The 19,922-nt window shown below is 39.3% G+C and carries 14 protein-coding genes and 2 pseudogenes; 9 read left to right on the top strand and 7 right to left on the bottom strand.

What is annotated here, in order from left to right:
- Nucleotides 1-126 precede the first annotated feature (126 nt).
- The 3 genes and pseudogenes from B9T66_RS07455 to B9T66_RS09380 all read left to right on the top strand — a co-directional run.
- Nucleotides 127-1,479 carry a DUF3373 family protein gene (locus tag B9T66_RS07455; protein WP_095628352.1) on the top strand — a complete coding sequence of 451 codons (1,353 nt, stop codon included), beginning with the start codon at nucleotides 127-129 and terminating at the stop codon, nucleotides 1,477-1,479.
- A 15-nt stretch (nucleotides 1,480-1,494) separates the two neighbouring features.
- Nucleotides 1,495-1,731, top strand: coding sequence for a hypothetical protein (locus B9T66_RS07450; RefSeq protein ID WP_095628351.1), 237 nt, complete (start codon nucleotides 1,495-1,497; stop codon nucleotides 1,729-1,731).
- A gap of 1,318 nt (nucleotides 1,732-3,049) precedes the next feature.
- Nucleotides 3,050-3,382: pseudogene (locus tag B9T66_RS09380) on the top strand (methyl-accepting chemotaxis protein); the annotation flags it as partial.
- Nucleotides 3,383-3,545: 163 nt separating this feature from the next.
- Here B9T66_RS09380 and B9T66_RS07440 read toward each other — a convergent pair.
- Genes B9T66_RS07440 through topA form a run of 3 tightly spaced genes read right to left on the bottom strand, consistent with a single transcriptional unit; the run spans nucleotide 3,546 to nucleotide 7,829 of the window.
- A complete protein-coding gene (locus B9T66_RS07440) occupies nucleotides 3,546-4,556 on the bottom strand; it encodes an ABC transporter permease (RefSeq protein WP_095628349.1) in 1,011 nt (336 codons plus the stop codon).
- A gap of 3 nt (nucleotides 4,557-4,559) precedes the next feature.
- Entirely contained in the window at nucleotides 4,560-5,609 is a 1,050-nt protein-coding gene (locus tag B9T66_RS07435; RefSeq protein ID WP_095628348.1) for a microcin C ABC transporter permease YejB, read from the bottom strand.
- 9 nt (nucleotides 5,610-5,618) lie between these two features.
- Nucleotides 5,619-7,829 carry a type I DNA topoisomerase gene (gene topA, locus B9T66_RS07430; protein WP_095628347.1) on the bottom strand — a complete coding sequence of 737 codons (2,211 nt, stop codon included), beginning with the start codon at nucleotides 7,827-7,829 and terminating at the stop codon, nucleotides 5,619-5,621.
- Between the two features lie 150 nt (nucleotides 7,830-7,979).
- Between topA and B9T66_RS07425 the strand changes: the two genes are divergently transcribed.
- From B9T66_RS07425 to B9T66_RS07415, 3 genes are all read left to right on the top strand, one after another.
- Nucleotides 7,980-9,524, top strand: coding sequence for a flagellin B (locus tag B9T66_RS07425; RefSeq protein WP_095628346.1), 1,545 nt, complete (start codon nucleotides 7,980-7,982; stop codon nucleotides 9,522-9,524).
- A 17-nt stretch (nucleotides 9,525-9,541) separates the two neighbouring features.
- Entirely contained in the window at nucleotides 9,542-11,437 is a 1,896-nt protein-coding gene (locus B9T66_RS07420; protein ID WP_095628345.1) for a motility associated factor glycosyltransferase family protein, read from the top strand.
- A gap of 75 nt (nucleotides 11,438-11,512) precedes the next feature.
- Complete coding sequence (locus B9T66_RS07415) at nucleotides 11,513-13,063, top strand: Na+/H+ antiporter NhaC family protein (protein ID WP_095628344.1); 1,551 nt, start codon at nucleotides 11,513-11,515, stop codon at nucleotides 13,061-13,063.
- Nucleotides 13,064-13,086: 23 nt separating this feature from the next.
- On the opposite strand, the gene B9T66_RS07410 is transcribed toward B9T66_RS07415, so the two are convergent.
- Genes B9T66_RS07410 through B9T66_RS07395 form a run of 4 tightly spaced genes read right to left on the bottom strand, consistent with a single transcriptional unit; the run spans nucleotide 13,087 to nucleotide 18,246 of the window.
- Nucleotides 13,087-14,118, bottom strand: coding sequence for an ATP-binding protein (locus B9T66_RS07410; protein WP_095628343.1), 1,032 nt, complete (start codon nucleotides 14,116-14,118; stop codon nucleotides 13,087-13,089).
- The gene (locus tag B9T66_RS07405) at nucleotides 14,109-15,029 is read right to left on the bottom strand and encodes an RluA family pseudouridine synthase (RefSeq protein WP_095628342.1); all 921 of its coding nucleotides are present in this window, start codon (nucleotides 15,027-15,029) and stop codon (nucleotides 14,109-14,111) included. Before B9T66_RS07405 ends, B9T66_RS07410 begins: the two co-directional genes overlap by 10 nt.
- A 3-nt stretch (nucleotides 15,030-15,032) precedes the next feature.
- Nucleotides 15,033-16,589, bottom strand: coding sequence for a single-stranded-DNA-specific exonuclease RecJ (gene recJ / locus B9T66_RS07400; protein WP_095628341.1), 1,557 nt, complete (start codon nucleotides 16,587-16,589; stop codon nucleotides 15,033-15,035).
- Between the two features lies 1 nt (nucleotide 16,590).
- On the bottom strand, nucleotides 16,591-18,246 hold the full coding sequence (locus B9T66_RS07395) for a glutamine hydrolyzing CTP synthase (protein WP_095628340.1): 1,656 nt from the start codon (nucleotides 18,244-18,246) through the stop codon (nucleotides 16,591-16,593).
- 173 nt (nucleotides 18,247-18,419) lie between these two features.
- Here B9T66_RS07395 and B9T66_RS07390 point away from each other — a divergent pair, with 173 nt between their 5' ends.
- From B9T66_RS07390 to B9T66_RS09040, 3 genes and pseudogenes are all read left to right on the top strand, one after another.
- A complete protein-coding gene (locus B9T66_RS07390; protein WP_095628339.1) occupies nucleotides 18,420-19,415 on the top strand; it encodes a YhdH/YhfP family quinone oxidoreductase in 996 nt (331 codons plus the stop codon).
- A gap of 61 nt (nucleotides 19,416-19,476) precedes the next feature.
- Nucleotides 19,477-19,650 carry a hypothetical protein gene (locus tag B9T66_RS08890; RefSeq protein WP_180763370.1) on the top strand — a complete coding sequence of 58 codons (174 nt, stop codon included), beginning with the start codon at nucleotides 19,477-19,479 and terminating at the stop codon, nucleotides 19,648-19,650.
- A gap of 64 nt (nucleotides 19,651-19,714) precedes the next feature.
- Nucleotides 19,715-19,922: pseudogene (locus tag B9T66_RS09040) on the top strand (hypothetical protein); the annotation flags it as partial.

Genomic DNA, 19,922 nt, shown 5'->3' with positions numbered 1-19,922 from the left:
CTTTTCTTTTTAAACTTTTTATAAGTCATAGAAGCTAAAATTTGGCGTTTTGTTTTGTCTTAATTTGATATACCAAATTCTTACAAACAAACAAATGATATTACACAACATTTAAGGAGTTTTTGAATGAAAACAAAAGGAATACTTCTCGCCTCTATGTTAGCACTCTCTCCCATTGTTGCGGCAGAAAAATCTCTCCAACAACAAATAGATGAGTTGTCAGACAGAGTGGATTACAACGAGTTGCAAGCTACGCTAAATAAAGTAAAATTTGGTCTAGACTTCAACACTTCAATGAATAACTTTTTTGTCAATAACAATGGCAACTCAAGCACACAAGCCAACAAATGGCTTATGGGATTGTATCTCAATATGAATGCTGATATCACAAAATATGCAAAATTTACTGGTCGTTTGGCGATGACAAAAGCATTTGGTGATCAATCTTGGATGCCTGCGAGTTCAAGCATTATCCCAATTGACGCTGGTAAAGGTGTAGGTGGAGGCTCAGCTGTGTATGTAGAGCGTGCGTATGTGGATTTATTTTTGGGTAACTACTGGGCGCTTACTGTAGGAAGACTACCTGGCACAGAAGGTCCGGGATATAACCTCCGCAATGGTGCTGCGCGTATGTCTACTTACCCTGCATTGCTTGCAAACGCATTGGGTGATGGTGGCGTGATAACATTTAAACCATATACTGATGCGGCTTTGCGTGTGGGATTTGCCAAAGTCTATCAACCACTCTATAAGACAGAAAATTCTGGTGCTGGTAGTATCTTTAGCGAAAATGGCGCTTACTCTCAAGCAGATATGAATCTTATGTTTGCTACATTTGAAACACCATTTTTGCCAAAATCTGCAGGAAAAAGCTTGGCAATGCTTTCTTATGCCTATGTGTCTAACTACTCACTACCAACAGCGGCATTAAGTGCTGGATTGCAAGCTCAACCAGGAGGAAACATGCTTGTAGGACAACTTCCTGCCTCTGATAGTACCAATCTTGGAGATATTGCTTATACAAACCTCCACTTAGAGAGCTACAATCTCCTTGGTTCAGGCTTTAACTGGTTTGCTTCTTTTAGCTGGGCTAATGCAACAAGAAGGGAAAATTTCCTCGGAGCATCTACCTCAACACACGGAAGTGGAATTTTTGATCCTGCTTCATCATATGCCTTGCATGTGGGTGCACGCTATGACTTTGGTAGTCATTTCAAACTTGGTTATGAATACTTCCATGGAAGCAAAAACTGGTATGGATTCTCACGCGTAAGTGCCAACGATCCTCTCAATATCCGCAATACTCGCGGTGATGTGCATGATGTGTATGCGATATTCCAACTTGATCAATTCCAATTTTTCCGCCTAAGCTACACGCACCTAAAGCGCAATTATGAAACACCTGATAGTCCTAGTGCGCCAATAGCTACTGATATCACAACACAAAACCTTTCTTTGGCTTACATTTTACGATTCTAATATAAGGAGTGAAACATGAAAAAGATTGCTATTTTAGTAGCTCTAATAAGTATTCCTAGCATTATGCTAGGAAATTGCGATGCATTAATGCAAAAGTATAATGCACCAGATCCTGCCTCTAAAACTATGAGTCAAATCTCACGATGGGTATCTAGCAAGGTAGAAGACAGCAATGATGCAAAAACGCTAGAAAGCTGTATGATAGCTCGTGCCGCAGATAATCCAAACAAAGAACAAGTTGCTGGTAAGTAACAACTTCCCCCCTGTAAGGGGGTCATAAAAAGGAGATGAGTAAATGCAACAATCATTATTAAAAAAATTTAGTAGTTTAAGTCTAGCTGCAAAACTAAATTCAGGGCTTGTAATGTTAAGTATTTGGATTCTGCTTTTAGCCATTTCTTTTTTTATTTTTAAATATACATTTAGTGATTTTGTAGAATCCGAATCAAAAAGTATGCTTGGCATACACAAAAGCTTTGAGGGTGTGAGCACACTTTCTCAAAATGCCATAGAACAAATAGGCACACTCAAAGGTCATATACAAGAAACTAAAGACACAATGGACGAATATGAAGGCTTGATTGAACAATTTGAATTTATCGGTCAAATAAACACAAGACTTACCAACCTTTTATTAAATCCAAGCGACACAAAAAACAAAGATATTACGCTACAAATGACAAAAAGCTGGAATGAAAGCTTTATAAAAAATGACAAAGACTTACAAACTTTCTACCCTAAAATCGCCACTGCCTTAGAAGCCAAAAATATCAAAGATTTCTCTTTGCAACTTGAGAAACATTTTGAGCAAATCTATGGTGTGCTTATCGATAGGACATATGAAACAACCAAAAATGTGAATAAAAAGCTTGGTGTCTCTATGAAAAATATGGAAGACATTGGTAATAGATTGACACAAAACTCTGCGGAGCTAAATTCTATCATTGGGGATTTGGGACATATCAACGAAATGCGAGAATCTGCAAATCTACAATCAAATGTTATTTTTGTTATGTTGTTTATCATCATAATTATTACAGCAATCACAATGCTTATAATCTTTAGAATCTTGCAAACTTTCAAACGAGATTCTAAAGCAGTTGTGCGTTATCTCAATGATGTTAGTCGCGGAGGCGAAAAACTACTTGCTGGTGGAACACTCCACCTCAATCGTGGCACAAATGATGAGCTACAAATTGTTGGTATCTTTATTAATTCTTTTGTGGATAAGATGAAAGAAACTATCGAAGTCGCAGGGCATACAACCCAAGAAATTATCGAACTCAATCGATACATCGCAAACCTAGAAAGCAACATAAGTAGCATTGTGGCAAAAACCGAACATAATGTAAGTGCTGGTAAAGATATTCTTGTCGAACTTGATGAAAATATCGAACTCGCAAGTGCTTCTGATGAAAAAATAGGACATTCCAAAGAATATCTCAACGAAACACAAGAACATTCTAACGCATTAGGTAGTGCAATGATGGGCGCAGCACAAAGCCAAGGCGAATTACACGATAAGCTAGAATTTCTTTCAGAAAATATTCAACAAATTAGCGCGATATCTGCCCTCATCTCTGATATTGCTTCCCAAACAAATCTCTTGGCACTCAATGCCGCTATTGAAGCTGCAAGAGCAGGCGAGCACGGAAGAGGATTTGCTGTTGTTGCTGATGAAGTAAGAAAACTCGCAGAGCGCACAAACAAAAGCTTACAAGAAATTGAAGTTAAGATTAGTGCGACAATGCAAAGCCTTGATGAGATGAATAAAACAATTAGCACAAACTCTAAGACATTTGAAACTCTCTCAACGCAAACAGAGCTTTCTAAAGATTCTCTGCATAAAGTCCAAGACTTTATGACAGATGTCATAGGCAATATTCACCAACAATCAGATAGCTCAATCACAATCGCAAGCCACACAAAAAATATCATTGAAGAACTTAATGCGATTAATGACTTACTCCACAAATCACAAGGGGTTATCAACACAGTGGTAGATAGATCATTAAAACTCAAAGAAAATGATGAAGTCTTAAGTAGAGTTATACGAGGATTTTAGATTATAAATCGCGATGTGCTCGAGGATCAAGTGCATCGCGCAATCCCTCTCCTACAAATACCAACACAGAAAGCAAAATCGAAACTATCAAAAATGCGCTAATACCAAGATGAGGTGAAGTGAGATTGTTTTTGCCTTGTGCGAGAAGCTCACCCAAACTTGCGTCTTGCGTCCCAAAACCCAAAAAATCTAAACTCCCAAGCGTAATAATCCCAGTCGCCATAATAAAAGGCAAATAGGTAATAGTCGCAACCATTGCATTTGGCAAAATATGACGCGTCATAATACGCCAATCACTAAATCCCAACACTCTAGCGGCTTTGACAAATTCAAGATTGCGAATCTTGAGAAATTCTGCCCTCACAACACTTGCAAGACCAATCCACGAAAACGCCAACACAATGCCTAAAATCCACCAAAAACTTGGTGCAATCGTATTTGCCACTATAATAATCACAAATAATATGGGAATAGAATTCCATATTTCAATAAGTCTTTGCCCAAAAAGATCTATACTGCCACCATAATACCCTTGCAAAGCACCTACACTCACGCCTATTATCAACACACATATAGTCAAAATAAATCCAAAAGCCAAAGAAGTGCGCAAACCATAAAGCATTCTTGCAAGCACATCTCTACCCTTGTCATCAGTGCCTAACCAATGCACAGAATCTGGAGATGTCGGCGAAGGAGTATGTAAGTCAAAAAGAATCGTTTCTGGATTATAAGGGATAAGTGTGCGCAACACAAAGCTATCTTTTAGCAACACATCGCTTACATAAGGATCTAAATAATCCGTAAAACTCTCAAAATCCCCACCAAATGTAGTCTCTGGATAATCAACAAAAATAGGAAAATACGCCCTACCTTCGTGATAAATAAAAAGTGGTTTTTGATTTGCAATACATGGTGCAATCACACTCACAACCACCAACACGCCAAAAATCCACAAACTCACATATGCGCGTGTGTTTGCCCTAAATCTCTGCCATATCACTGATAGTTCCATATCTCACACCCTCTTATCAAAATGTATGCGCGGATCAATAAACATATACAACACATCACTAATAATCCCAACAACCAACGCAAGAAAAGTAAAAATATATAATGTGCCAAAAATGATAGGATAATCGCGATTTATTACACTCTCATAGCCCAAAAGCCCAAGCCCATCGAGACTAAAAATAATCTCAATAAGCAAACTTCCGCTAAAAAACATACTCACAAATACCACAGGAAACCCACTCACAACAAGCAACATAGCATTTCTAAAAATATGTTTATACAATATTCTACTCTCACTTGCCCCCTTGGCACGAGCGGTTTGGACATAGGTTTTATGAATCTCTTCTAAAAAGCAATTCTTACACAACATTGTCAGTGCCGCAAAACCCCCAAGTGAAATGCAAAACACCGGCAACACCAAATGCCACAAATAATCTTTGATTTTCTCCATAGGGCTAAGCATTTCAAAACCTTCACTCACAAGCCCACGCAATGGAAAAATATCAAAATAACTCCCTCCAGCAAAAACAACAATAAGAAAAATCGCAAGCAAAAATGAAGGAATGGCATTAGCCACGATAATCACAAAGCTTGTCGCTATATCAAAATGACTTCCATTGCGCTTGGCTTTTGCAATGCCTAGCGGAATGCTTACAAGATAGATAATTAATGTGCTAAAAACACCAAGCGAAATGCTCACAGGCAACTTTTCTTTGATGATGTCAAGCACTTTGCTTTGGCGATAAAAACTCTCACCAAAATCAAAACATATGTAATTTTTCATCATAATCACATATCGCTCTAACAATGGCTTATCAAAGCCATAAAGCTTATTGATATGATCAATGAGTTCTGGATCTAAACCCGTCGTGGCTTTGTAAAAAGATTTTTGAGCCATAGTAGATTCTGAAGGTTTATTGAGATTTTCTAATTGTGCAATGGTGCGCTCCACAGGACCACCTGGAGCAATTTGAATCAATAAAAAATTAAGTGTGAGAATCCCAAAAAGTGTAGGGATTAATAGCAAAAGACGCTTAGAAATATAATGTAGCACTTACACTTCTTAGCTTTGTTCAATTTTTTCTTTGCATTTTAGGCATTCATAAATATGCTTTTTGCGTAGCTCACGCTCACACATAGCGCCTCCACACTTAGGACATTTGGTCGCTACAAGTGGATATTTGGAAATAAATGTGCATTTTGGATAATTAGCACAACCATAAAATGCGCCACGCTTACTAAAACGCTTGAGAATCTCACCGCCACATTCTGGACAAGGAATCTCTAATTTTTCTTGTGGTTTTGTTTTGAGAGATTTGGTATTTTTGCATTCTGGATAGCCACTACACGCGATAAATTCGCCATTTCTCCCAAATTTTTTCACCATAGGTTTGCCACATTTTTCGCACACTTCACCGCTAAGCTCGGCTTGTGCGGAATCGCTAGGCTTAATGTATTTGCACTTTGGATAGCCACTACACGCGATAAATTCGCCAAACTTACCATTGCGTTTTACAAGCTCTTTGCCACATTTTGGGCAAGGCTCACCTGTTGGAATAGCGACTTTTTGGGACGCGATATTTTGTTTGCCCTCCTCGATTTTTTTCATAAAAGATTCATAAAAATCCCACAAAACTTCATTCCAATCAGCCTTATGCTGTGCTATAGAATCTAGCTTATCCTCAAGAGATGCACTAAAAGAACTATCAACAATTTCATTAAATCCCTCTTCTAACATTTGCGTTACTTTAAAGGCATTTTCTTGAGGGATAAGTGTTTTTTTCTCGTTTTTTAGATAATCACGACTGCATAATAGCGCAATAGTTGGTGCGTATGTGCTTGGTCGCCCTATGCCCAAAGATTCTAAAGTCTTAATCAAACTTGCTTCAGAATAGCGCGCCGGTGGTTCTGTGTGTTTTGTATGGCTTTGCACCTCTACAAGATTCACACTCTTGCCCTCTTGGAGTGGAGGCAAAAGCGTATCACTCTCTTCATAGCCCGTAATTTTATAGAATCCATCAAAGACAAGCTTTCTGCCATTTGCTTTAAATTGGGCTTTTTGGTCTGTGGTAGATTCAAAAATGATATTTTGGAGCTCAAACTCTGCATCTGCACTCTGTGAAGCCAAAAACCGCTCATAAATGAGTTTATAGAGTTTATATTCCTCTGGTTTTAGATAGCCTTTGGCAATCTCTGGTGTAAAATCGAGATTTGTGGGGCGAATGGCTTCGTGCGCTTCTTGTGCGGCTTTTGATTTGGTCGTATATACCTTTGGTTTTGTTGGGACATATGCTTTGCCATATTCTTTGGCAAGAAGTTCTCTTGCTGCCATAGTCGCCTCTTTGGCAATATTAAGACTATCAGTCCTCATATACGTAATAACGCCCATTACGCCACTATGTGTCTGCACACCCTCATAAAGTCTTTGTGCGATACTCATCGTGCGTGTGGGATTGAATCCTAATTTTGTAGAAGCACTTTGTTGGAGGGTAGAAGTCATAAATGGCGGAGGCGTGCTTGTTTTTTTGTGTTTGGTAATAATTTGTGTAATGCTATAAGATTGTTTTTTTAGTGAATTGAGCATTGCACTTACTTCTTTGCTATCTTGAAGGCTTAGTTTTTGTAGTGCCTTGCCTCCATAACCCACAAGTTCAGATTCTATAATGGCATTCTCCAAGCTCTTAAATGTAGCCGTGATGAGATAATATGTAACGCTCTTAAAGGCTTCAATCTCACGCTCTCTATCCACGACAATCTTTAGTGCCGCACTCTGCACACGCCCAGCACTCAACCCACGCGCAATTTTTGAGGAAATAAGATTGCTAAGCTTAAAACCTACGATTCTATCAAGCAAACGCCTTGCTTGTTGTGCATTGACTTTGTCCATATCGATTGTGCGTGGCGATTTGAGTGCGTTTTGGATAGCATTTTTTGTAATCTCGTGAAATACGATTCGCGGAAAATTCTCACTAGGAAGCCCCAATGTCTGCGTAATATGATAGCCTATCGCCTCACCTTCTCTATCTTCATCTGTTGCGATGTAAGTAGTCTTTGCCTTTTTAGCAAGTTGTTGTATCTCTTGGACAACTTTTGTATGATCCTTATCCACCGCATATTTTGGGATAAAATGCTTATCTTTTATTTCAATACCAAGCGTGTATTTAGGAAGATCACGGATATGCCCTTTTGAAGCAACAACCTCATAATCCTTACCAAGAAAATTTTTAATCGTCCGAGCTTTTGCTGGAGATTCTACAATGATGAGATTTTTCATAATTCTGCACTTTCGTTATGTCTAAAATCAGCTCTATGAAGCCATTAACAATAATTTTAACATAAAAACACGCACAAAAGAGGCATAAATTTTTGGAATATCTTTTGCTTTAATCGGCAAAAATAAAAAAACTTTAGCAAAGGATGCCCGATGAGTTTTAGGATTAATACAAACATTTCCGCACTCAATGCTCATACTATCGGTGTGGCAAACAATAGAAGCCTGCACAATTCATTAGAAAAATTAAGTTCTGGTTTGCGCTTAAATAAAGCCGCCGATGATGCTTCTGGTATGGCTATCGCAGATAGTTTAAGAAGTCAAAGTGAAGGTTTGGGACAGGCTGTGCGAAACGCCAACGATGCCATTGGTATTATTCAAGTGGCGGATAAAGCGATGGATGAGCAATTAAAAATCCTTGATACTATCAAAACAAAAGCTATCCAAGCGGCACAAGATGGACAAACAACAGAAACAAGAAAAGCACTACAAAGTGATATTTTGCGCCTCTTAGAGGAGCTTGATAACATTGCCAATACCACAAGCTTCAATGGACAACAAATGCTCTCTGGTGCATTCTCTAACAAAGAATTCCAAATTGGTGCGTATTCTAATACAACTATTAAAGCCTCTATTGGTCCTACAAGTTCGGATAAAATCGGGCATATTCGTATGGAAAGCTCATCATTCTCGGCTGTAGGAATGCTCGCTTCTGGAGCAGCACGCAACCTTACTGAAGTGATGTTTAATATCAAAGAAGTTGATGGAAAAAATAGCTTTGAAATTGAAACCGTAAAAATTTCTACCTCTGCAAATACTGGTATTGGTGTGCTTTCAGAAGTCATCAACAAGCATTCAGACAAGCTTGGTGTGCGTGCAGCTTGGAGCGTTATGGGGACAGGTAGCTCACCTGTGCTATCTGGAACGGTGCGGGGATTGGTGATTAATGGTGTAACTATTGGAACGGTCAATGATGTGCGCAAAAACGACTCCGATGGGCGACTTATTAATGCGATAAACTCGGTAAAAGAAAGGACAGGAACAGAAGCCTTTATTGATATTACTGGGCGATTAAACTTGCGTAGCACCGATGGTCGTGCGATTGCTGTGCGCACACAAAGTGCAACTGGCTTTGTGTTTGGTGGTGGTAACTTTGCAGGGATTAGCGGAACAGAACACACAATCATTGGGCGCTTGACACTTATTAGAACCGATGCGCGTGATATTATTATCAGTGGGTATAACTTTAGCCACGTTGGATTCCATACTGCACAAGGTCTTGCTGAATACACGGTTAATCTCCGCTCCTTGCGTGGTGAAATGGACGCCAATATCGCTTCGGCATCTGGAGCAAATGCCAATGTCGCGCAAGCCGAACTTAATGCCGGTGGTATCGGTGCTGGTGTTACAAGCCTTAAAGGTGCAATGGTGGTTATGGATATGGCAGAATCTGCAAGGATTCAGCTCGATAAATTGCGCGCCGATATTGGTGCGGCACAAATCCAACTTGTCGCCACAATCAATAACGTCTCTGTTACACAAGTTAATGTCAAAAGTGCCGAATCACAAATCCGCGATGTGGATTTTGCTTCAGAATCTGCGACTTTCTCTAAACATAATGTTTTGGCACAAAGCGGAAGTTTTGCGATGGCACAAGCAAACGCTGTGCAACAAAATGTATTGCGGCTTTTGCAATAGGCTAGATTCTCTATCTTATGCAAGATTTTTTTGCGCTTAACCTTAGCGCACTCCAAAAGACTTCGCCAAATCTCGCCAAACGACTTCAAGATGTCGTGCCAAACACGCATTATGAAGTGTTTTTGGGCGATGATGTGCTGAATTTTAATATCATTGATACACGCGATTGTGCGCCTATTTTTGTAGATTCACCACTTATACAAACTAACCAAAAAATTGTCGAATTTATGCCCTATGCACAATATCCTTATCTATATTGCTTTGGACTTGGAAATGGGGTCTTTTATAAGGTGCTTTTACAAAATGAATATCTCAAACGTGTGGTGGTCATAGAACCTGAGCTTGAAATTTTATTTATCGTATTGCACTTGCTAGATTTTTCTCAAGAAATTGCAGAATCTAGAATTTTGTTTTTAGATTCACAAAGCACTTTTCAAGATGTGCTTCTTATCTTTTTGCAAGACACACATACAAAAATCTACTCTAAACTCTATAATCTCCATATTTTTAACGCCTACTATGATCGTTATGCCACGCTAAGCATAGAATTTAATCGCTATTTTATTAAAGCACTTGAACATTGTGTCATTAGCGTGGGGAATGATAGCAAAGACGCTATCACAGGTATAGCACACCACATAGCCAATCTCCCCAAAATGCTTGCCTCTCCATCACTTATCACGCTTATCAAAGAATTGCGCACCAAACGAGCCAATCAAAAAAGCACCGCGGTTATTGTCTCCACAGGTCCAAGCCTTAGCAAACAACTCCCACTTCTTAAGCAATACCAAGATTATCTCACGATTTTTTGTATCGATGCGTCCTTGCCAATTCTTGCCAAAGAGGGTATTAAGCCTGATGTTGTGTTTTCATTGGAGCGTGTGGATCTCACCGCTAGATTCTATGAAGAAACGCCAAAACCTTGCCATAAAGATGTGATTTTTGCCATCACAACAATCGTGCATAAACGCTTAGCAGACGCACTAGAGGGAGATTGTGTGCAATGGAGTATGCGTCCATTTGGCTATACATATTATTTTGGCTTTAATGATTATGGATATATTGGCGTGGGTATGTCTGCGGCAAATATGGCTTATGAAATGGTGGTGTATTCGAAATTTACGCGTTGCATTCTCATAGGGCAAGATCTTGCATTTGCCAAAGATGGTAGCTCTCATGCCAAAAATGCTGTCTATGGCGAGCGAGAAATTGCACCAAAGCAAGATTCACAAAAAGTCTTGCTTCCAGCATATGGCGGTGAAGGTATGGTAGAAAGCACCAATGTATGGAAACTTTTTTTAGAATTTTATGAAGCCGACATCGCACAAACACCATATAAACTAGAAGTCATCAATGCTACAGAAGGCGGTGCAAGAATACAAGGCACAATAGAAATGCCATTTGCCAAAGCCCTAGAAAGCATAGATACTAGCACCAAAAAACAACCGCTAATCCTCACGCCTCCGCCATTAGAACTTATAGAATCCAATATGACAAAGGCGCGAGAAAAAACAAGGGAATTTTTGGCATTTGCGCGAGAAAAAAAGGCAAAAATTGAAGAAGTCTTTTTGGAAGTGGCAGGACTTATAGAAGATCTTGAGGCAAATAAAAATGATTTAGAAAACTTTGATTTCACAAAGATAAGCGCCGCACTAGAACACATAGAATCTATCAAAGAATTTTTTTATGACAAGGCTTTTACGACATGCTTTAATGATGCGATTCAATCTTATATCGTGCATCAAGAAATGGAGATAGCAAAGATTGTGGTGCGTATTGCACAAGATGATATTGCGCTCAAAGCAAAGCAAATTGACTTACTCTATGCGCATAAGTATTGGCTATTTTCGCTTGCAGGTGGCATAGATTGTGTGATAGAAGTCGCGCAAAAATCCTTTAGCCAATGGGAATAACCCACTTAGCCTTAAATCATTTAAGACTAGTTTGATACAATACGCCAAAACTACTCTTATCTGTTAAGGTCTAATATGTATGCTCATTCTGCTCTTAGCCTCCTTGTGCCATTGGTAACCATAGCGCTTGTGTTTTTGACACGGCGTGTGGTGCTCTCACTCTTGTTGGGGATAGTGTTGGCAAGCATTATACTCCATTACCAAAATCCACTAGAAGTTTTTGTATATGCCTACAAACATATAGCCTCTGTGTTTTATACATATCAAGATGATGAGCTTATTATCAATGCCCAAAGTTTGTATGTATTTGGGTTTTTGTTTATCTTGGGGATTCTCACACAACTTATGAGTTATTCTGGAGGTATTTCTGCGTTTGTGCTATGGGCAAGAAAACGCGTAAAAACACAAAAAGGTTCAGAATTTTTTGCCTTTATTGCTGGTATTGTTGTGTTTGTTGATGATTATTTTAATGCCCTAACGGTGGGACAAATGAGCAAATCACTCAATGACGCCAATCACTCCACACGCGAACGCTTAGCATATATTATAGATTCTACCTCCGCGCCTATTTGTATTTTAATGCCCATTTCAAGCTGGGGCGCGTATATCATTATGCAACTTAACACAACATTTCAGGGCGATAGTTTTGTGTTGCTGTTTTCTAGCATTTGGGGGAATTATTATGCGTGGTTTGCACTTTTGGCGGTCTTTCTCACAATTATATGGCAGATAAATCTCCCTGCAATGCGCAAAAATCAAAATGTCGATGTTGTAGAAAATACCTCTATCACTGCACACACAGAATCTAGTATATGGCTTTTAATCATTCCTATATTTGCTTTGCTTGGCTTTGTGGCTGGACTTATCTTTTATACTGGCTATCAAGCAAGTGGAGAAGCAAATCTCATAAGTATGTTGGGAAATACAGACACTGGATTTTCACTCTTTTTTGGTGGTTTGGGTGCATTGGTGCTAAGCCTTTTTCTCTCTTTGCCTCATATCGCACCACCAAACTACATACCTATCCTAAAAACTGGTATCGCCTCTATGCTCCCTGCATGTCTTATACTCATACTAGCTTGGGCTATAGGACCTATTATCAAAGATGATCTAAGCACAGGTGTATATCTCGCAAATCTTAGTAAGGAATTTTTAGAATCTAGCGCGCTCAATCCACATATTACAATCGTCGTGGTGAGTTTTGCAATCTCTGGTTTTATTGCCTTTTGCACAGGAACAAGCTGGGCAACATTTGCCATTATGATACCTATCGCCTCAAGTCTAGCACAAGCTAATGGCGTGGATTTAGTGTTGGTGCTTTCGGCAGTTTTGTCTGGCGCAGTCTATGGCGATCACGCCTCGCCTATTTCTGACACGACAATTCTCTCTGCAACAGGTGCTGGTTGCTCGGTGCAAAGCCACTTCATCACGCAATTACCTTATGTAAGCGTGGTGGCACTCATTGCGATTGTGAGCTTTGGTGTGGCTGGGTGGCTAGATTCTAGAATATGGGGCTATGTCATAGGACTTGCGCTTATGTTTGGCATTTTTTATGTCTTTAGGAAAAATTATGGCGATATAGCTCTCAAAGCGACATCACAAACACACACCAATGACCAACGATAAAAGACAAATCCATAGATAATTTTCTATTCTTCTCCCAATGCAAAGTCAATGAAGTTTATCGCCTTCCAATGCTTTTTGCCTACCTTTCCCTGCCCCTCAAAGCTTAGGGTAATCACATATATATGCTCACTTTGCATTTTACTAACCCTATGCTCTATGAGATCTTGCGTGGCAAATGGAATACTCACAAAAGCTTGGTGCTGGTATATAAACTCTCCTGCATCGCCATAGCACAAAGCCTCGTTGCTATGCTCACCAAGCTTTAGCAACTCCAAAAACAGCATATTTTCTAATTGCGCAGCAAGATTATGATGTAATAAATGCGAAAGAGAAAAATCTGCAAAATACAATTTTTTTGCATTTGGCTTATAAGAATGTGGGAGAAAAAACAGCACATTATTATCTTGCCAATGCGTAAGCGTGGAGTAGATTCTATCTTTTGAAAGTTTCATAGTGGATTTTAGCTGCGAGTAGATTCTATGAGGCGTGGTGTTTTGGGACTGAAATCCTAAAAGCGCCAAAAAAAGCTCTGTATCTGCGCCAAACGCCACACAAATAATCTCATATAATCGCTCAAGCCGCTTATATGCCCCAAACTCTTGAATCTCTGGAAGATTGCCATTTTTTAAAAAAGTATTAAAAAGTGTTTTGAGTGAAAGATTTTTGGTATCAAAGCTCACAAACTCCTCAAAACACAATGGCAAAATACATTTAGGCACAAAATCCTGCGGACAAGCCTCTTTTTGCCCTATTAGCACGATATTTGGGATATGTGGCAACGCAATAGGCGTATGATAATTATCAAGCACAAGCACATCAACTTTTTTCTCTAAATGCATTTTGAGCAAATACCCCTGCACCTCATCACTTTGCAAACGCCTATTAGCCAAATCAATATAAATGGGCTTTTTAAAGCCTAGCGCAAATTGCAATGCCAAAGAAGTCTTACCTGATCTAGGCGGACCATATAAAAAACTTTTGCCATGTGCAATACCATAACGGCGTGGTAAAATCACACGATCGGCGGTATATGATGATAGGGCATTTAATGGCATAGATTCTCACTTGAATAAAAAAATCGTATCAAATCCTCGCGCAACACAGAATCAAAGCAAAAATCCTCATTCTTATAGCAAAAAGTAAGCTTTGAGGCATTAAGCATAAGATGTGGCACACCTAATAAGCGTATAAAATCCTCTTTTTGCACCTTAGATTCTAAAAAAAAGCGTGAGATCTCATCACTTACGCCATAAAGATAATCCCCTACAATAGGGTGAGAGATAGAATCTAAATGCACGCGAATTTGATGTGTGCGACCAGTCAGCGGCAACACCTCAATAAGTGTTTGATTGCGCACTATATCGCGATCTAGCACCCTAAGATATGTCTTTGCATATTTGCCTAGAGGCGAAATCACGCTCCGAATACTTAAATCCTTGCCATTATTATGTGCCAAAATAGGTGCGCAAATCACGCGTTCTTGCTCTTTTATAATCCCGCGCACAATAGCTGTATATGTTTTTTGCACTTTGTGTAACACAAAAAGATTTTTTAATGTCTGCTCACTTTGCTTATGCAACGCACACACCACAAGCCCACTTGTTAGTGAATCTAGCCTATGCACTGGATTTGCTTGTTTGCCAAAACTCTTTTTGAGTGCGTCATTTAAACTATAATGCGCAAAAAGCCCCTTTGGGTGCGTCAAAAGATGATGTGGTTTATCATACACACAAAAATCCTCGTGGATAAAAAGTGGCTCCAATCCCAAATCTTGTGGCACAAAATGCGTGATTTCAATCTTCCCGCACACTTCTTGAGCTTTGCCTACCTTGATTCCACCTTGTGTCATTCGCCCCTTATCAATGAGGCGCTGTGCTGCGTTTGGGCTAAGATGTAAGACACGCACCAAAAACACAAATGCCTTAAGAGGTTGGGTGATAGTATATTCTTCACGCACAAAGGGCATAGCTTACCTTTTTATTTGCAAACACAAACGCCTAAAATATGTATCATACGCTAGCGAAAATCGCCACTCCTGCACACAAGTATCTGTGGCAAAAAATTCTACACCATATAGTTTATTGCCTGTTGGAGATTGGAAGTTTAGACGCAAATGCTCTTTGTTTTTTCCCATAGGTTTAGAATCTATAAGTGCTAAATCATCACATATAAAATAAGGTTTAGGATTATGCGCACCAAATGGCTCAAATTCCTCCACAATGCTAAATAATTCCATATCAATATCACACGCACTCACATATCCTAACACATCACTAGGCATATCCCCTACTTCATACACCAAAGACTGCTCTAAAATCTCTAAAAACTCTACAAGATTATCTTTGTGAATCTGCAAACCAACCGCCCCTTGATGTCCGCCAAATTCAAGTAAAAGTGGTTTTGTCTCTTGGGCTTTTTGCAAGGATTTAATAAGATGTATATTCCCATAAGTACGACCAGAACCTTTGAGAATCTCTCCCTCATCACTCAACACAAAGGCGCATTTTTCATACATTTGCGTGAGTTTGGCGCACACCACCCCTAGCACACCTATATGCCACTGCCCAGTAGCATACACAAATGTAGGAGTTTGTATCACGCAATCCATAATGTCGTGAAGCGTTTGGGCTTGAATGGCTTTGCGTTTAGTATTTAATACTTGCAAGGCTTGATAGCTTTGCAAAGCTTCTTGTAGTGTGCGTGATGTAAGAAACTCAAATGCTATCCGCGCATCACTGACACGCCCCGCACAATTTAACAAAGGGATAATGCCAAAACTTAACCCTTGTGAATCAATCACATCCATTTTTTGGCGTATGACTTGGCAAAAAGGCGCACTAGAGTGCTGTATCACTTGCAAGGCTTTTTTGAGTATCACTCTATTTATTCCAACAAGTGGCATCATATCCCCCAGTGTTGCCAAACCCACAAAAGGCAAAAACACACTCATATCAAGAGATACGCCCAATTCTTGTTTAATCCCTGCACACAAATACCACGCCACCATAGCACCGCAAATGTCTTTGAAAGGAAATAAACAATCATCTTGTTTGGGATCTATCAGCACATCGCAATATGGAAGTGTATCTTGTGGCGTGTGATGATCGGTGATAATAAGTGCGAGATTGTGTGCCTTGCAAAATTCCCCTGCCTCAAATGCACTAATGCCATTATCCACAGAGATAACAAGCCTATAATGCCTTGTAGCATCAATGCGTTTAAGAAGCGTGGGAGTAATCCCATATCCATCACTAAAGCGATTTGGCAAGACTATATCAACATTTTTATACCCAAGTGCGCTAAAAAATCCTTGCATAATCGCACTTGCATTCACACCATCGGCATCATAATCTCCCACAACAAGAATCTTTGAGCCTTGATTGATATGTGTAACGACAAGCTTTGCGGCTTCTTGCACACCTTTAAGGCTATAAGGCAGGGGCAAATCCCTAAGACTCATCACCCCTTGTGCAAGATCACGACTAGATAAAATATCTCGTATCTGTGCTTTGCTTAGATACTTCACACTAATGCACTCTTTTGTGTGCGAGTGTTTGACGCAAAAATTCCAAAATAATAGGATTTGGGTTTTTTAGTCTTGAGGTAAATTCAGGGTGGAATTGCACAGCAACAAACCAAGGATGATCTTTTAACTCAATAGCCTCGACAAGTCCGCTAGATTCACCACTAATCACCATACCACCATCTTCTAGCCTTTTTTTGTAAGCAGGATTAACTTCATAGCGATGTCTGTGTCGCTCTCTAATGCAATCTTGTTTATATGCCTCATAAAGCTTACTGCCCTTTAAAACCGCGCAAGGATACTCGCCCAAACGCATTGTCCCACCCATAGGCGAACTATGAGTGCGCACCTGCTTATTGCCTTGTGAATCTATAAAATCCTCGATGAGATAAATAATAGGTTCTTTGGTGTCTTTATCAAACTCTGTAGAATTTGCTTGTGTTATCCCTAGCACATTACGCGCATATTCAATAATCGCTAGCTGCATACCAAGGCAGATTCCAAGCAATGGAATCTTATGCACTCTCGCATATTCTATAGCTTGTAATTTACCCTCAATCCCACGCTCTCCAAAACCACCAGGAATAAGAATAGAATCCACCCCATCAAGTTCTGATTTGCCATCTTCTAATGCAGCGCCTTGAAGTTTTTGGCTATCTATCCAGCGAATATCTACGCGCGTATTTATATGCGCTCCTGCGTGGATAAGTGCTTCTGTGAGGGATTTATATGATTCTTTAAGCGAGAGGTATTTACCCACAAAACCAATGGTAATGCTATCTTTTGGGGAAATAATTTTTTTGACAAGCATATCCCACTCGTCCATATTAGGATTTAACTCACCCAACCCAAAACGCCTTGCAATAGGCACCAAAATTCCCTCTTGCAAAAAATCTAGCGGACATTTATAGATACTTTGTGAATCTTGAGCCACAATCACGCTATCATCATCTACATCGCAACTTAGGGCGATTTTTTTCTTTAGCTCTTTACCAAGCATACGCTCACATCGTGCCACGAGAATCTGTGGAGAAATCCCTATGCGTCGTAATTCTTGCACACTATGTTGTGTGGGTTTTGTTTTAAGCTCCCCAGCAGCTTTGATAAGCGGGATAAGCGTTACATGCACGCTAATAACTTGATTAGATCCTAATTCGTGTTTAAGCTGACGCATAGCCTCAAGGTATGGCATACCCTCCATATCACCCACGGTGCCACCAAGCTCGACAATGAGAAAATCGCTTTGCTTACCGGCAAGGTGGATTCTGTGCTTTATTTCATCAACTATATGTGGGACAATTTGAATCGTTTTGCCAAGGTATTCGCCCCTTCGCTCCTTTTCGATGACAGAGAGGTAAATTTGCCCTGTAGTAAAGTTATTTGCCTTGTGAAAATCTTTGTTTAAAAACCGCTCATAATGCCCAATATCAAGGTCGGTTTCAGCACCATCACTTGTTACAAAGACTTCTCCATGCTCTAGTGGACTCATCGTGCCAGGATCGACATTGATATAAGGGTCAATTTTTAATATACTCACCTCAAAGCCACTATGTTGCAAAAGCGTAGCAATAGAAGAAGATGTGATGCCCTTACCAAGAGAACTTAACACACCACCGGTAACAAAAATATACTTGGTTTTAGAAGTTTGTATGGATTTCATAATATCTCACTTCCTAGCACGAAATTTCGCGTATTATAAAATATACATTCTTAAAAATGGGTGTGTGTAGCAAACCAAACAATCCCAAACACACAAGCCTTTGTAATAAATTTGTTATAATCCTTAGCAATCTATGTGTTAGCAACATAAAAAGCCACAAACAAGGAGAATCTATGACATTTAAGGCAATATGTGTGGATATGCAAGGAGAAAATCTCATACACGCCATAAAAGACATCACCATAGATGATCTATCAGATGGCGATGTAGTTATAGAGGTCAAATACTCTAGTATCAACTATAAAGATATGCTTGTATTTAAGAAAAATGGTGGTGTGATCCGCAAATACCCTATGATACCGGGCATAGATCTCTGTGGCGAGATTGTAGAATCTAAAAATCCAAGCTATAGCATAGGGCAAAAAGTCTTGGCAACAGGCTTTGGCATAGGGGTTTCTCACACTGGAGGATATGCACAATACGCAAGATTGCAATCATCTTGGATTACGCCCTTGCCCAATGGATTATCACTCAAAGATAGTATGATAGTGGGCACGGCAGGTTTTACAGCAGCTTTAAGCATACAATCTCTACAACAAGCAGGAATGCATAAAGACACACAACCCACCATAGCAGTAACGGGAGCAACTGGTGGTGTGGGCACTATGGTAATTGCACTCCTTAAGGCAAAAGGGTATGACAATATCATTGCTATCACCTCTAAAAATAATCAATCACTAATGCTAAAAAGTCTTGGTGCGCGTGATATTGTATCGCCAAAAGACATCATAAAAGACGACAATAAGCCCCTACAATCACAATGTTTTCATTATGTGATTGATTGTGTGGGTGGGGCATTAGCCGCGAGTTTATTGACACAAATATCCTATGGCGGAGCGATGAGTGTATGTGGCAATGCAAGTGGGATAGCTCTAAACACAAATATTTTGCCCTTTATCTTGCGTGGGATACAGCTTGTGGGCATAGATTCTGTAGCATACCCAAATGAGAAAAGATCAAAAATTTGGTATGAAATTTCACAAGCAATGGAATTTATACGAAAAATACCTATCACAGAAGTTACGCTTGATACGCTAGTAGATAAGCTAGATTCTATACAACACGCAACTAACATAGGAAGAAACATAGTATCAATTAACAATCAATAACTAAATGCTATAATACAGCCTCAAACTACTTAATGTTTTACTTTATTGTAAGGATTGTATTATGGCTTGTGTTTTACAAATCGGTGCAGGTGGTGTAGGTGGCGTGGTAGCGCACAAAATGGCGATGAATAGAGAGGTTTTTTCACGCATTACTCAATGGTCTGCTAGAAGCGTTTGTAACAAAAATATTATGATTGCTGACAATGTGTCTCTTAAAGCACTTATAGTTTTTTAATGATATTTTTAGTATAAATATCTCACAGAAAATTTCATAAGCTTAATCTTACAAAGGTAATTTAATGGTAAATAACACCTCTCTTGTTTCTGTAGCAATTTTAAATACAAATATTGATTATACAAAGCTGTATAGCCTACACGATGCTCTTACAACACAATTTCAATATTTTGAAATTTTATTACTTAATCCAAATTTTATACAAAATCCTACATCACACAATCACATTTCATCACATTCTCACTTAGGCAACAATATAACACTATCTACCC

The sequence above is a fragment of the Helicobacter sp. TUL genome (genome assembly GCF_002287135.1).
Lineage (GTDB): Bacteria > Campylobacterota > Campylobacteria > Campylobacterales > Helicobacteraceae > Helicobacter_F.
The sequence above is the reverse complement of the archived record's forward strand: the minus strand, read 5'-3'. Positions and strand labels throughout refer to the sequence as shown.

What these genes read in the sequence shown, in the direction of transcription:
- B9T66_RS07455 (WP_095628352.1), top strand. Translation starts at nt 127, where the DNA reads ATGAAAACAAAAGGAATACTTCTCGCCTCTATGTTAGCACTCTCTCCC.
- B9T66_RS07450 (WP_095628351.1), top strand. Translation starts at nt 1,495, where the DNA reads ATGAAAAAGATTGCTATTTTAGTAGCTCTAATAAGTATTCCTAGCATT.
- B9T66_RS07440 (WP_095628349.1), bottom strand. Translation starts at nt 4,556, where the DNA reads ATGGAACTATCAGTGATATGGCAGAGATTTAGGGCAAACACACGCGCA.
- topA (WP_095628347.1), bottom strand. Translation starts at nt 7,829, where the DNA reads ATGAAAAATCTCATCATTGTAGAATCTCCAGCAAAAGCTCGGACGATT.
- B9T66_RS07425 (WP_095628346.1), top strand. Translation starts at nt 7,980, where the DNA reads ATGAGTTTTAGGATTAATACAAACATTTCCGCACTCAATGCTCATACT.
- B9T66_RS07420 (WP_095628345.1), top strand. Translation starts at nt 9,542, where the DNA reads ATGCAAGATTTTTTTGCGCTTAACCTTAGCGCACTCCAAAAGACTTCG.
- B9T66_RS07415 (WP_095628344.1), top strand. Translation starts at nt 11,513, where the DNA reads ATGTATGCTCATTCTGCTCTTAGCCTCCTTGTGCCATTGGTAACCATA.
- B9T66_RS07410 (WP_095628343.1), bottom strand. Translation starts at nt 14,118, where the DNA reads ATGCCATTAAATGCCCTATCATCATATACCGCCGATCGTGTGATTTTA.
- B9T66_RS07405 (WP_095628342.1), bottom strand. Translation starts at nt 15,029, where the DNA reads ATGCCCTTTGTGCGTGAAGAATATACTATCACCCAACCTCTTAAGGCA.
- B9T66_RS07395 (WP_095628340.1), bottom strand. Translation starts at nt 18,246, where the DNA reads ATGAAATCCATACAAACTTCTAAAACCAAGTATATTTTTGTTACCGGT.
- B9T66_RS07390 (WP_095628339.1), top strand. Translation starts at nt 18,420, where the DNA reads ATGACATTTAAGGCAATATGTGTGGATATGCAAGGAGAAAATCTCATA.
- B9T66_RS08890 (WP_180763370.1), top strand. Translation starts at nt 19,477, where the DNA reads ATGGCTTGTGTTTTACAAATCGGTGCAGGTGGTGTAGGTGGCGTGGTA.